Below are 13,647 nucleotides of genomic sequence, written 5' to 3'. Positions count from 1 at the left end.
GAAACCGTTCAGCTTCACGCGGCGAAACCTTGCTGCGAAGCATTCGGCTTCCCCGCGGCCCCACCGCGCGGCGTCATGACAGAGCTTGAAGGAGTAACCCGATGCGTGCCCCCACTACCGGACAGACCGGCCTGATCCTCGCCGCCGCGCTCGCCGCGGCGCTGCCGGCCGGCCCCGTTGCGCTGGCGCAGGAGCTCCCGCCGGTCGACCAGAGCCAAGCCCAGCAGCCCACCGCCACCGGTGCCGAACTGCGCACCACCGTCGCCCCTGCCGGCGATGTCGCTACGCTGCCCAAAGGCCCGGATATCAAGGGCGTGATCTCGCGCCGCAGTGCCGATCGGATCGAGATTACCGCCGATGATGGCAGCAAGACCATCGTCAACGTCAACGACCTCACCAAGATCCGCTCGAGCAAGGGCCTCTTCGGCATGAGCCGCCAGCAGCTCGCTGCCAATGCACTGCTCAATGGCCTGCCGGTCACGGTCCACACGCTGCAATCGGGCGATGCGCTGATGGCGGCCGATATCCAGTTCAAGGACAAGGATCTCAAGATCGCCAACATGATCCGCACCGGCACCAAGCAGGGCTTTGAAGAGCAGAGCGCCGCCACCGCCGAAGTGCGCGCGATGACGGAATCCTTGCGCAGCCGCTTCGCCGATATCGACGAGTTCAATATCAAGAGCACCACCAACGTGAACTTCGCCTCGGGCAAGACCATGCTGACCGAGCAGGGCAAGGCCGATCTCTGCGCCACCGCCACCCAGGCGCAGGGCATCAAGAACGCGGTCATGCTCGTCGTTGGTTACGCGGATAATCGCGGCAGCGAAGAGCTCAACCAGCGCCTCAGTGATCAGCGCGCGACCCGCGTGGTCAACTATCTGCAGCAGGCCTGCGGCTGGAAGCCCTACCGCATGCTCACCCCCAGCGGCATGGCCACCGCCAACCCGTTGGCCGACAATTCGACGCCGGAAGGCCGCGCGCAGAACCGCCGCGTTTCGGTCAATGTCATGGTCAGCAAGGCCGTCGACGGGCTTTGATCAGCGCGCAGCAGGCAGGATCTACGTCCGGGTCCTGTTGACGCGACACCGCTACCGGATCGGCCGGCCACCCGCGTGTGCCGGCCGATTTGTTTGCGCCGGGTTCCCTCTTGCCGCGGCAGCCGCAAGAGCGGCAGCAGCTAGAGGGTTGCACTGAATCTTCGATCGGTAGACAAAGCAGGGCATGTACCGTCTGCCGGCACTTCCCTTTGGCAATGCGAATGCAAAGGTGGCCCCCGATGCGCGGGTCGCAGCCGATACCTGGGCGACCATGGTCCCCGCAATCTGCACCCTGGACGAAGATCGCCATGTACCATTCGCCGCCAAAGTGGCTGCCCGGCGGGTCGGCGATCTCGATGTCATCACCGCCGCGCTCACGACGGCGAAAGTGAAGGTCGAGGAAACGAAGGGCTGGCAGCTGATCATCCCGTTCCATGGCTACGGGACGATGCGGGGTGACCGGACGACACTGGCCTTCGAAGGCGGCTGTCAGGGCTTGCTGATGCCAAACCTGCGGCGCACGACAGATTGCACTTCGCAAATGATCGTCACCGCCAACGTCACCATCGCCAAACTGCGCGAAACCGCCTCGGCTATGATGGGCGATGGCAGCGGGCAGGCGCGGATCGACGATCGTCCTTACGCCCTCGATATGCGCCGCCAGCGCGAGATCTTTCCCGCGTTTCAGCAACTGTGCAGCCTCATCGAAACAACGTCGGGCAATCCGCACTATGCCCGAATCCTCGGGATCGAGGACGCGATGTATCGCTGGACAATCCACGCGCTCGCGCTCCTGCCGCAGGATGCCGAGAGCGCGCTTAAGGTTTCACGGGATCGGCACCGCATCGATGTTGTTTGCGATCTGGTCCGGACAAGCCATGATCGGCCGCTCACGCTCACCGAAATGGAACGCCTGAGCGGTCTTTCCGCGCGTGCGCTCCAATATGCGTTCAAGGCCCGCTTCGGCTGCTCACCGATGGAATGGCAGCGCCGCGAACGCATGCAGCTTGCGCGCAGCCGCCTGATGTTTCCCGCAGCCGGGGACACCATTACCGATATCGCCTATGCCATGGGTTTTTCCAGCTCGGCAGCCTTTACGAGCCAGTATCGCCGCTATTTTGGCGAAACCCCTTCGACGACACGAGGCCGCGCCGAACGCAGCTGATTGCGTTTGCTTGATGATCGGGCTGCGCCTTCTTGATATAAGTTTCCTCCGGATTGGCGATACTTTCCAGCCTGAATAAACGCCTGTCAACCGGCCAGGGAATGGCCGGGCTATAAGAGCGGGGAGTGGCTGGCATGGCCGATTGTCCTTTCGGACCAGAGCAGTTTCGAGATATCCGTGAGTTCCTCGAAGACGTGCTGCAGTCACTTGATGAGGCGGAGTTGCATCTCGCTGCACTCCACATCGATACGGCGCTCAAAATGCTGATCAAGGAACAGACGTTCCGGACCGGCACGGTCTGTGACTTACCAGACCTGACGGAGCCGCCGGGCTTTGGCAGGAAGCTGCGCTAGAGCCTGTCCTGATGAGGTGGAGGCATCGTCATCGCGTCAGGAAGCTTCTCGGCAAGGAGCGCCGCGCGGTGCGGGCTGGTAGCCCGTGCCAGCGGCGCGATGCTGTCCGAGAGGCTTCCTGACGCGACCCCGAAGGGGCGGGCCGCTTTTGGCCCATCGCAGCGTTGATCGTCGGTCACTATGGGCAAGCATAGCTCCCTCCTCTCGCCTCGCGCTGGGCCAAAATCGGCTCCGTGCCGATGCCTCCACCTCATCAGGACAGGCTCTAGGCGACGCACAGCCGCCTGAAAAAAGCGGAGCCGGCGCTCTTGCAATCTTACGCGTGCAGTCTGATCTTGAAAGTGATCAAGGAGCACACGCGTGACAAAGAAGACCGATAAGGAGAGCGCCCGGGATTCGAGCAGCTGGACCGGCCCCGCAGCCATCGCCGGCGCCGCGATCGGTTCGGCCGCACTTGCCGCCGCTCTCCTCTATTCGTCGCGCCGCAAGGAACGCGCGGAAAAGGCCAAGGCCAAGCCCCCCGTCGATCCCATCGACACCGATTGACCCCCCAAAGCCCGTCCCCGAGCGGGGAGGGGTAACCGCCCTCGCAGGCAAAGCACAGCCTTGCATCCAAAGCCCCCCTCCGGCTAAGGCCCGCGCCATGGAACCCGTCAGCACCATCGATGGCCGCGCCATCCCGTTCGGCCGCAAGAACATCGACACCGATGTGATCATCCCTGCCGAGTGGCTGAAGACGATCAGCCGTGAAGGTCTCGGGCGCGGCGCATTCCAGGCACTGCGCCAGGATCCGGACAACATCTTCGACAGCGCCGAATTCAAAGGCTCGCCGATCCTCATCGCGGGCGACAACTTCGGCTGCGGCTCCAGCCGCGAACACGCCGCCTGGGCGCTGCTCGATCTCGGCATCAAGGCCGTCATCGCGCCTTCCTTCTCGGACATTTTCTCGGGCAATGCCTTCAAGAACGGCATCGTCACCGTCGTGCTCCCGCAGGAAGCCATAGACCGCCTGATGGAAGTCGCGCAGACCGAACCCGTCCACATCGACCTCGAAGCCCAGACCGTGACGACCCCATTCCAGGACCGCTTCACCTTCGAGATCGACGCCTTCCGCAAGCACTGCCTCCTGAACGGCCTCGACGAGGTCGGCCTCACCATGGCCCGCGGCGATGCGATCAGCGCCTACGAAGCGAAAGCCAGCGCCGAGCGCCCGTTCCTCGTTCACCCGGCTTAACCACCCGCTTAAATAAGTCTTCCCAAGCCTCCAAAAACATGGCTCAAAGGTGCCAACCAAAGCACCGGAGAGACCCATGAAAGCGCTACGCACCCACGCCGTCGGCGGCCCCGAAACCTTGACCCTCGACGAGATCGACGCACCCCTTGCCGGCCCCGGCCAGGTTGTCGTCGCGGTCAAAGCCTGCGCGATCAACTTCCCCGATACCTTGATGATCCGCGACATGTACCAGTTCAAGCCGCAGCGCCCCTATGCTCCCGGCGGCGAGTTCTCGGGCGTGATCGAAAGCGTGGGCGAGGGCGTCACCCAATGGAAGGTGGGCGATCGCGTGATCGGCATGTGCGGCAATGGCGGCCTTGCCGAAAAGGTCGCGCTCGATGCCGGCCGCATGTTCCCGCTGCCCGAAGGCGTCAGCTTCGAAACCGGGGCCTCGCTGCTGATGACCTACGGCACCACCATCCACGGCCTCAAGGATCGCGGCCACATCAAGGCGGGGCAGACCATGCTCGTCCTCGGCGCTGCCGGCGGCGTCGGCATTTCCGCGATCGAGCTTGGCAAGGCCTATGGCACCCGCGTCATCGCCGCCGTTTCGAGCGAAGAAAAGGCCGCCGCCGCGCGCGAAGCCGGTGCGGACGATGTCGTCATCTACGGCCGCCCGCCCTTTGACAAGGACCAGAGCAAGGCGCTGGCCGATGCGTTCAAGGCCGCCTGCGGCCCGAACGGCGCGGACATCGTCTACGATATCGTCGGTGGCGATTATTCCGAGCCTGCCGTGCGCGCCATCGCGTGGGAAGGCCGCTTCCTCGTCGTCGGCTTCCCCGCCGGCATCGCCAAGCTGCCGCTCAACCTCACGCTGCTCAAATCGTGCGACGTCTGCGGTGTGTTCTGGGGCGCCTTCACCGCGCGCGAACCGCAGAAGAACGCCGAGCACGTCGCCGAACTGTTCGAGCTGCTCAAGGCCGGCAAGATCAACCCCCGCGTCAGCGCCCGCTTCCCCCTCGAACGCGGCGGTGAAGCCATCGCCATGCTGGCGGACCGCAAGGCTGTGGGCAAAGTCGTCGTCACGATGGAGTGAAGTAGACCCCTCCGCCTCCGCTGCGCTCCGGCACCTCCCCATTTTTCCCGAAGGGACAAATGGGGAGGTGGCCCGCGAAGCGGGTCGGAGGGGTTTAATCTTCTACCGCACCTTCGCCCAGGTCTGCGTCTTGCACAGCGGCCAGACCACGCAGCCCTTCACCGTCATCTCGCTCGCCGATTTCAGCGTCACGGTCGCGGTATATGTCCCGCCATCGCTGGGATTGTAGATCGAGCCCTTCCAGCTCCCGCCCGCCGGCTTGAGCCCGCGAAACACGTAGAGCCCGATCAGCGGCCGTGACCGCAGCGCCGGGTTCTTGTTGTAGCGGTCCAGCCCGTCCTCGGGCGATGCCCCCGGCGTCCCGCCCAGGATCTTGCCGCAAAGCCCGCCGTCGCACTGCGAAACCTCGATCAGCCCGCCGCGCTCGGGCGTGCGCCACTGGCCATAGGGGCTCGCCTGCTCCGCCGCACCCGCACCCGCCGCCAATGTCAGCGCAGCGGCAAACAACACCTTCCGCATCCTCATCCCTTTCGCCCATAGGCCGGCAGTGCCAGCTGCCACTGTATCGCCGCGCCGCGCAGGCCAAAGCCCGCCAGCGCCGCCACCGGCCATACGATCATCTTGTCGATTCCCGCCATATGTCCACCCGCGCAGATCGCCGAAGTGAGCGCGGCGGGCGTCACGTAAAGCTCGGGCCGCATGATGATCGAGGGCCGCCCGGCGATCACATCGCGGATCACCCCGCCCACGCAGCCGGTGATCACGCCCATCATCGCCGCCGGTACCGGCGCCACGCCCAGCGCCAGCGCCTTGGCCGTCCCCAGCACCGCATAGGCGCCAAGCCCCGCCGCATCGGCCCATTCGATCACCCGCGTGCTGTCCCCCTGCCACCAGCGCGCCGGGCTGAACCACACCAGCAGCGCCGCGATAAGGCATACCGGTGCGGTCCAGGCGTTGTGCACCCAGAATACCGGCGCCCCGATCAACAGGTCGCGCACCGTGCCACCGCCCACACCCGTCACCAGCGCGAAAAACGCCATCGTTACAAAGGTCTGCCGCATCCGCGCCGCCAGCAGCGCGCCGCTCAGCGCAGCGATCGCGATGCCCGCCGGGTCCAGCGCCGCGATCAGCGCGAAGACTTCCGAAGCCGGCAATCGCGGCGGCGCGGGCAGGTTCAGCGCAAGGATGGAAATCAGGCTCATTCACACTCCACTTAGGACGAAAGTAACCAACCCGTGCCTAGGATGCCATCTGGACCGGCCCCTTTCTCCAACAGGCTCTCTGCGCCACGTGAAGAATCTGCTCAAGCCCTGGCAGGCATCCCGGCCGCCGCAACCGCCGGCTTTCGGCGACGATGCGGCGCACCGCGCGCAGCACCGGCTGGCGGTGCTTGATGATATCGAGCGTGGCCATTCCGGTTGGTTCTGGGCGACCGACGCGGCCGGCTGCCTGTCCTACATCTCCCCCGTCGCCTGCGAACGCTTCGGCCTTGCGGTGGAGGATCTGATCGGCAAACCCTTTACCAGCCTTTTCGAAACCGATCCCGAACACCCCGGCGAACGCTCCGACCGGCCGCTGCAATTCCTACTCGGCGCGCATAACCGCCTCACCGATGTCACCGTCCGGCTCGTGCCCGATCGCTGCGCCCCCGGCACGCGCCGCGCATGGTGGGCGCTTTCGGGCCAGCCGAAGATTGATGTGACCAAGCCAGGCAGTGACGGCGCATTCCATGGCTATCGCGGCAGCGCGCGCGATATCACGGTGGAATACGAACGCCGCATCGAGGATTCGCGCCTCGCCGAATTCGATTCGCTCACCGGCCTTGCCAATCGCCATCGCATCACCCGCCGCCTCGATTCGATACTCGCCGCGTTCAAGGGCACCCTGCGCCCGGCTACGCTGATGATGCTCGATCTTGATCGGTTCAAGCAGGTCAACGACACGCTCGGCCACCCCGCGGGCGACGAGCTTCTCCGCCAGGTCGCCCAGCGCCTCACCCGCGTCGTCGGCACTGCTGGCGAGATCGGCCGGCTCGGCGGCGACGAATTCCAGATCCTGCTCGCCGATCAGGAAGATCGCGGCAAGCTTGGTGAACTGGCCGAAAAGATCATCGGCCTCATCTCGCAGCCTTATTCGATCGACGACAACCATGTCGTCATCGGCGTCTCGATCGGCATGGCGATAGCCCCCTTCGATGGCACCGAGCGCGAGGATATCGTCCGCGCCGCAGACCTTGCACTCTATGCTGCCAAGCACGGCGGACGCGGCCAGTTCCGCTTCTATTCCTCCGACCTGAAGGACGAGAAGGAAGAGCGCCGCCTGCTCGAAGAGGCCCTGCGCGATGCCATCGCCTCGGTCGATGGCGGGGACGACAGCTGGGAAGAACCCCAGCTCGGCATGGTCTACCAGCCCGTCGTGCGAACCGATGATCATGCCGTCGTCGGCTTCGAGGCGCTGATGCGCTGGGAACATCCGGAGCGCGGCGCGGTGCCGCCCTCGGTGTTCATCCCGGTTGCCGAGGATACCGGCATGATCCTTCCGCTCGGCGCCTTGGCGCTGCGCCAGGCCGCGCAAGATGCCGCCCGCTGGCCGCACCCCTTGCGCATCGCGGTCAATGTCTCGGCGGTGCAGTTCGCCCACCCCGAGTTTCCGGGCGTTGTCGCCGATGTCCTCGCCGAAACCGGACTCGATCCCGAACGGCTCGAACTCGAACTCACCGAATCCGTGTTCATGGGCGATAGCGAGACCACCGATGCGGCGTTCAAGGCGCTCAAGGCCCTCGGCGTCCGCCTTGCGCTGGATGATTTCGGCACCGGCTATTCCTCGCTCAGCTACTTGCGCGCCGCGCCGTTCGACAAGCTCAAGGTCGACCGCAGCTTCGTCGATAGCTGCACCTTGAGCGACCAGAACAGCGCCAAGATCATCGCCGCGATCATCGGCCTCGCTGATGCGCTCGGCATGGAAACCACGGTCGAAGGCGTCGAGGCGTTCGACCAGCGCGATGTCGTCTGCGCCAAGGGTGCGCGGCTCATCCAGGGCTTCCTCTATTCGCCCCCGCTCGAACAGGCGGTCGTGCTCGAACGCATGGCCGCGGGCGAACTCCACATCCCGCCCGATGGCCCCAAGCGCCACCGGCCTGAGCGCCGCTCGGTCTACCGCCGCATCGGCGTGATCCACGAAGACCACCGCTACGAAGCGCTGCTGCGCAATCTCTCGGCCACCGGTGCGCGGATCGAAGGCCTTGTCGGCGTCCCCGTCGGCACCAGCCTCGTGCTCGATCTCGGCGCGGGCCAGCTTGCCGTCGTCACCGTTTCACGCTCAGAAGACGCGACCATCGGCGTGGAGTTCGAGAGCCCGCTCGTCAGCGACGGCGCCGGCGGCCTCGTCACCCGCTACCGCGCCAGCCCCTACGCCCTCGCCGCCGCCGCCCGCATGGTCAGCACCAGCGCGCCGCAATTCCTCGAAGTCGAAGTCCGCAAACGCGCCTAGATCCTCCCCATTTTTGCGAAGCACAAATGGGGAGGTGGCCCGCGAAGCGGGTCGGAGGGGGCCCCCCCCTCAGATATGGATCGGCTTGCCGCCAATCCCCATCGCCGCTTCCTTCAGCGCCTCGGCATGGGTCGGGTGGGCATGGCAGGTATAGGCGATGTCTTCCGCTGTCGCGCCAAACTCCAGCGCCAGCGCGGCTTCCGCAATCATCGAACCCGCCACGCTCGCGATGCACCACACGCCGAGCACGCGCTCGGTCTTGGCGTCCGCGATCACCTTCACGAAGCCGTCCGGCTCGTGGTTGGTCTTGGCGCGGCTGTTGGCCAGCATCGGGAACTTGGAAACCTTGACCTCGCCCTTTTCGCGCGCGGCCTCTTCGGTCAGCCCCACGCCCGCAAACTCTGGGAAGGTATAGACCACGCCCGGGATCACCGCATGGTTCACAATGCCCGTCTGCCCGGCGATGAACTCCGCCACGGCGACGCCTTCGTCCTCGGCCTTGTGCGCCAGCATCGGCCCGGGGATCACGTCGCCGATCGCCCAGACGCCCGGAACACTCGTGCGGAAATCATGCCCAGTCTCGATCTGCCCGCGCTTGTTCACTTCAAGCCCGATCTTCTCGAGACCCAGCCCCTCCACATTCGGCCGCCGCCCGATGGCAACCAGCACGCAGTCCGCGCTCAGCGTCTCCGCCGCGCCGCCTGCCGATGGCTCCAGTGTCAGCGTCGCAGTCTTGCCCTTCACGGCAACGCCCGTGACCTTGGTCGAAAGCCGCAGCTCCATCCCCTGCTTCTTGAAGATCTTGGCGGCTTCCTTGCGCACATCGCCGTCCATGCCGGGCAGCAACTGGTCGAGGAACTCCACCACCGTCACCTTCGCGCCCAGCCGCCGCCAGACCGAACCCAGTTCCAGCCCGATCACCCCGCCACCGATCACCACGAGATGATCCGGCACCCGGTCCAGCGCCAGCGCACCGGTGGAATCGACCACAACACCCGCGTCGTTGTCCACCGTCACGCCCGGCAGCGGCGTCACGCTCGAACCCGTTGCGATCACCACGTCCTTCGCGGTCACATTCGCACCGCCGACAGACACCGTGTGCGCATCCACGAACGAGGCGTAGCCCTTCAGCCAGGTCACCTTGTTCTTCTTGAACAGGAACTCGATCCCGCCCGTCAGCTGCTTCACCGAATCCAGCTTCTGCTGCTGCATCGCCGCCAGATCGAGCGTCACCGGCCCGGTCTTGATGCCATAGCTCGCAAACGTGCCGTCCACCGCCTCGGCATACTTCTCCGAACCGTGCAGCAGCGCCTTGGAAGGAATGCACCCCACGTTGAGGCACGTGCCGCCCAGCGTTTCGCGCCCCTCGGCACAAGCCACCTTCAGCCCCAGCTGCGCCGCCCGGATCGCCGCAACATAGCCGCCCGGGCCGGCACCGATGACAAGCACGTCGTAGTCGTATTCAGCCATGGGAGATTACCTTTTCTGCGCCTGGACCCGCAGTGTCCGGCTCATATGCGTAACAATAGGGTCCCAGAATGCACGCTGGTCCGCAGGATAAGTCATATTCAACTCAACGGTCTCGGTGGCATCACTGGCACCGATACGATAGGTCCGACCAAACTTCTCGACGTGGTAGACCACGTTCCCGTCCATAAGGCAGGAGTAGGCGTAGATGCTCGGCCTGCTAATCCGATACGTGGCAGCGTTAGCACCGCAATCGACTGTTCGTTCGTTCACATGGGGTGTGGACCAGCTCAACTCGAAGCTCGCCCGCCGGGCACCAAACGCTACTTGAAAACTGTCGGCTTCGCTCTGCGTCGCTGCCGCTGGAATTTCAATTGCCAGAAACTGATCGGTGAAGGGAACGAAGCGCAAGGGTTCTGCATTCGCGTGGAGGGGCAAGGCACCCCCCAGAAGCATGAATGCAAAAACCCCGCGCATAGCGCCCTCACATATCAATCAGCAGCCGGGTCGGATCCTCAATCGCTTCCTTGATCGTCTTCAGCGCCGTCACCGCCTCGCGCCCATCGATGATCCGGTGGTCATAGCTCAGCGCGATATACATCATCGGCCGCACCACGATCTGCCCATCGCGGACGACCGGCCTATCCTCGATCCGGTGGAGCCCCAGCACCGCCGACTGCGGCGGGTTGATGATCGGGGTGGACATGAGGCCACCGAACACGCCGCCGTTCGAAATCGTGAAGGTGCCGCCCGCCATGTCGGCCATGGTCAGTGTGCCGTCGCGCGCCTTCTTGCCGTATTCGGCGATGGCCTTCTCGATCCCGGCAAAGCTCATCTTGTCGACATCGCGCACCACCGGCACGACGAGGCCATTGGGCGCCGAAACCGCGACCGAAATGTCGACGTAGTCGAAATAGACGATCTCATCGCCCTGCATCTGCGCGTTGACCGCCGGAATGTCCTTCAGCGCCAGCACCGAAGCCTTGGCGAAAAAGCTCATCAGCCCCAGCTTCACGCCGTGCTTCTTCTCGAACACGTCCTTGTACTTCGCGCGCGCTTCCATCACCGCGCTCATGTCCACGTCGTTGAACGTGGTCAGCATCGCGGCGGTTTCCTGCGCCGATTTCAGCCGCTTGGCGATCGTCTGGCGCAGGCGGGTCATCTTGACCCGCTCCTCGCGCCGTTCGCCGGACACGCTCACCACCGGCGCCGGGGCAGGGGCAGGCGCCGCCACCACGGGCGCGGCCTGCTTGGCAACAGCCGCCGCCAGCACGTCTTCCTTGGTGAGGCGTCCGTCCTTGCCGGTGCCTTTGACCGTCGCCGGGTCGATCCCATGCTCGAGCACTGCGCGCCGCACGGCAGGCGAAAGCGCCGCCGCATCGTCCGCAGCAACCGCCGCAGCCGGAGCCGCCGCTGCCGCCGGGGCAGGGGAGGGCGAAGTCGCCACGCCGCTCGTCTCGATCAGGCCCAGCAGCGCGCCCACCGCCACGGTGTCACCCTCGGCGGCAATATGCGCGCCCATGATGCCGGCCACGGGCGAGGGCACCTCGACCGCGACCTTGTCGGTCTCAAGGCTCGCGATGGGCTCATCCAGCGCCACCGCCTCGCCGGGCTGCTTCAGCCACTGGCCAACCGTCGCTTCGCTGACGCTCTCGCCGAGGACCGGAACTTTGACTTCGATAGACATGCGTTCAATCTCTCAAACTGAAAGGGTTTCAGGCCTTCTTCTTGGTCCGGCGCAGCTCGCCGCGCACCGAAAGCGAAAGCGCGTTGCTGATCAGGGCGGCCTGTTCGGCGGCATGGCGCTTGGCAAGACCCGTGGCGGGCGATGCCGCCGCGTTGCGCCCGGCATAGCGCGCGCGGCTGACCTTGCTGCCCGCTGCCTTCAGCGCCTCCTCGATCAGCGGCTCGACGAAGAACCACGCGCCATTGTTGCGCGGCTCTTCCTGGCACCACACCACTTCCTCAAGGTTCGCCATGCGCGAAAGCCGCAGCGCCAGCGGCTCGCCCGGGAAGGGATAGAGCTGCTCCAGCCGGATAATCTGTGTGTCCGTAATCCCCGCCGCATCGCGCGCCTCGATCAAGTCGTAGGCAACCTTGCCGCTGCACAGCACCACGCGCTTGGTATCCGCGTCCGCCGCCGGGTTGATGTCGGAGAGGATGCGCATGAAGTGCCCCTCGCCAACGAAGTCCGAAGCCTTCGACTTTGCCAACGGATGGCGCAGCAGGCTCTTGGGCGTCATGATGATCAGCGGCTTGCGGAACGGCCGCTGCATCTGCCGGCGCAGCACGTGGAAGTAGTTCGCCGGGCTGGTGATGTTGCAGACCTGGATATTGTCCTCGGCGCAAAGCTGCAGATAGCGCTCCAGCCTTGCCGACGAATGCTCCGGGCCCTGTCCCTCATAGCCATGCGGCAACAGCATCACGAGGCCGTTGGCGCGCAGCCACTTGGCTTCGGAGGCCGCGATATACTGGTCGATCACGATCTGCGCGCCGTTGGCAAAGTCGCCAAACTGCGCTTCCCACAGCACCAGCGTCTTGGGGTCGGCGCTGGCATACCCATATTCGAAGCCCAGCACGCCGTATTCCGAAAGCGGGCTGTCATGCACTTCGAACTTGCCGTGCGGCAGCGTGGTCAGCGGCACATACTTGCGCTCGTCGGTCTGATCGACCCACACCGCATGGCGCTGGCTGAAGGTGCCGCGGCCCGAATCCTGCCCCGAAAGCCGCACGTTGAAGCCCTCGGTCAGCAGGCTGCCAAACGCCAGCGCCTCCGCCGTCGCCCAGTCAAAGCCCTGGCCTTCGCCGAACATCTGCCGCTTGGCCTCGATCACGCGCGCCAGCGTCTTGTGGATGGTCAGCCCCTCGGGCACCGTCGTCAGCGTCCGGCCCAGCGCGTCGAAGCGCTTCTGGTCGATCCCGGTCGCCACGTTGCGCCGCGCGGTTTCCGGATCGGCCGGCTTGTTGAGCCCGCTCCAGCGTCCGCCAAACCAGTCGGCCTCGTTCGCCTTGTAGCTCTTGGCTGCCTCGAACTCGTTCTCCAAGGTCGCGACGAAGCGGTCCTCGTTCTCGCCCTTCCAGTCCTTGTCGATCACGCCCTGCTCGACGAGGCGGCGCGCATAGATTTCCGAAACCGCAGGATGCTGCTTGATCTTTGCGTACATCAGCGGCTGGGTGAAGCTCGGCTCATCGCCCTCGTTGTGGCCGAAGCGGCGATAGCACCACATGTCGACCACCACATCGCGGCCGAACTTCTGGCGGTAATCGATGGCGAGCTTGCACGCGAAGGTCACCGCTTCCGGGTCATCGCCGTTCACGTGGATGATCGGCGCCTGCACGCCCTTGGCCACATCGCTCGGATAGGGCGAGCCGCGGCTGAACTGCGGGCTGGTGGTGAAGCCGATCTGGTTGTTGATGATGAAGTGGATGCACCCGCCGGTGTTGTACCCGCGCACGCCCGAAAAACCGAAGCACTCCCACACGATGCCCTGGCCCGCAAAGGCCGCATCGCCGTGGATCAGGATGGGGAGCACCTGCTTGTGCTTGCCCTTGCCGATGTCATCACGAAACGCCTGCTGCGCCCGTGCCTTGCCCAGCACCACCGGGTCCACTGTTTCGAGGTGGCTCGGGTTGGGCTGCAGGCTCATATGCACCTTGATCCCGTCGAACTCGCGGTCCGTGCTGGTGCCAAGGTGATACTTCACGTCGCCCGAACCGCCGACGTCCTCGGGGTTCGCGGTGCCGCCGGAAAACTCGTGGAAGATCACGCGGTAGGGCTTGGCCAGCACGTTCGCCAGCACGTTGAGCCGCCCGCGGTGCGCCATGCC

General features: G+C 65.1%; 13 protein-coding genes. 7 read left to right on the top strand and 6 right to left on the bottom strand.

Features of this window, described 5'->3' with window-relative positions:
- Positions 1 to 101 precede the first annotated feature (101 nt).
- From K5Q19_RS02475 to K5Q19_RS02450, 6 genes are all read left to right on the top strand, one after another.
- Positions 102 to 1,037, top strand: a complete 936-nt coding sequence (locus K5Q19_RS02475) for an OmpA family protein (RefSeq protein ID WP_292940775.1) — start codon at positions 102 to 104, stop codon at positions 1,035 to 1,037.
- Positions 1,038 to 1,221: 184 nt separating this feature from the next.
- A complete protein-coding gene (locus K5Q19_RS02470; RefSeq protein ID WP_292940772.1) occupies positions 1,222 to 2,202 on the top strand; it encodes an AraC family transcriptional regulator in 981 nt (326 codons plus the stop codon).
- Between the two features lie 125 nt (positions 2,203 to 2,327).
- Positions 2,328 to 2,555, top strand: a complete 228-nt coding sequence (locus tag K5Q19_RS02465) for a hypothetical protein (RefSeq protein ID WP_292940769.1) — start codon at positions 2,328 to 2,330, stop codon at positions 2,553 to 2,555.
- Positions 2,556 to 2,915: 360 nt separating this feature from the next.
- Positions 2,916 to 3,101, top strand: coding sequence for a hypothetical protein (locus tag K5Q19_RS02460; protein ID WP_292940766.1), 186 nt, complete (start codon positions 2,916 to 2,918; stop codon positions 3,099 to 3,101).
- A gap of 97 nt (positions 3,102 to 3,198) precedes the next feature.
- Positions 3,199 to 3,789 (top strand): 3-isopropylmalate dehydratase small subunit, encoded by a 591-nt coding sequence (gene leuD, locus K5Q19_RS02455; protein WP_292940764.1) that lies wholly within the window; start codon positions 3,199 to 3,201, stop codon positions 3,787 to 3,789.
- 76 nt (positions 3,790 to 3,865) lie between these two features.
- Entirely contained in the window at positions 3,866 to 4,864 is a 999-nt protein-coding gene (locus K5Q19_RS02450) for an NADPH:quinone oxidoreductase family protein (RefSeq protein WP_292940761.1), read from the top strand.
- A 102-nt stretch (positions 4,865 to 4,966) separates the two neighbouring features.
- On the opposite strand, the gene K5Q19_RS02445 is transcribed toward K5Q19_RS02450, so the two are convergent.
- Both K5Q19_RS02445 and K5Q19_RS02440 read right to left on the bottom strand, forming a co-directional pair.
- On the bottom strand, positions 4,967 to 5,383 hold the full coding sequence (locus K5Q19_RS02445; protein WP_292940758.1) for a DUF2147 domain-containing protein: 417 nt from the start codon (positions 5,381 to 5,383) through the stop codon (positions 4,967 to 4,969).
- Positions 5,384 to 5,385: 2 nt separating this feature from the next.
- Positions 5,386 to 6,066, bottom strand: coding sequence for a TRIC cation channel family protein (locus K5Q19_RS02440; protein ID WP_292940755.1), 681 nt, complete (start codon positions 6,064 to 6,066; stop codon positions 5,386 to 5,388).
- A gap of 88 nt (positions 6,067 to 6,154) precedes the next feature.
- Here K5Q19_RS02440 and K5Q19_RS02435 point away from each other — a divergent pair, with 88 nt between their 5' ends.
- On the top strand, positions 6,155 to 8,353 hold the full coding sequence (locus K5Q19_RS02435) for an EAL domain-containing protein (RefSeq protein ID WP_292940752.1): 2,199 nt from the start codon (positions 6,155 to 6,157) through the stop codon (positions 8,351 to 8,353).
- A gap of 69 nt (positions 8,354 to 8,422) precedes the next feature.
- Here K5Q19_RS02435 and lpdA read toward each other — a convergent pair whose 3' ends face one another.
- The 4 genes from lpdA to K5Q19_RS02415 form a co-directional block, all read right to left on the bottom strand.
- A complete protein-coding gene (lpdA, locus tag K5Q19_RS02430) occupies positions 8,423 to 9,823 on the bottom strand; it encodes a dihydrolipoyl dehydrogenase (protein WP_292940749.1) in 1,401 nt (466 codons plus the stop codon).
- Between the two features lie 6 nt (positions 9,824 to 9,829).
- On the bottom strand, positions 9,830 to 10,297 hold the full coding sequence (locus K5Q19_RS02425; protein ID WP_292940746.1) for a hypothetical protein: 468 nt from the start codon (positions 10,295 to 10,297) through the stop codon (positions 9,830 to 9,832).
- Between the two features lie 7 nt (positions 10,298 to 10,304).
- Entirely contained in the window at positions 10,305 to 11,507 is a 1,203-nt protein-coding gene (odhB, locus tag K5Q19_RS02420; RefSeq protein ID WP_292940743.1) for a 2-oxoglutarate dehydrogenase complex dihydrolipoyllysine-residue succinyltransferase, read from the bottom strand.
- A 28-nt stretch (positions 11,508 to 11,535) separates the two neighbouring features.
- The coding region (locus K5Q19_RS02415) for a 2-oxoglutarate dehydrogenase E1 component (RefSeq protein WP_292940740.1) at positions 11,536 to 13,647 on the bottom strand (2,112 nt) is incomplete at its 5' end.

Origin of the sequence: Novosphingobium sp. (genome assembly GCF_019748365.1) — a bacterium.
Taxonomy (GTDB): Bacteria; Pseudomonadota; Alphaproteobacteria; order Sphingomonadales; family Sphingomonadaceae; genus Novosphingobium.
The sequence above is the reverse complement of the archived record's forward strand: the minus strand, read 5'-3'. Positions and strand labels throughout refer to the sequence as shown.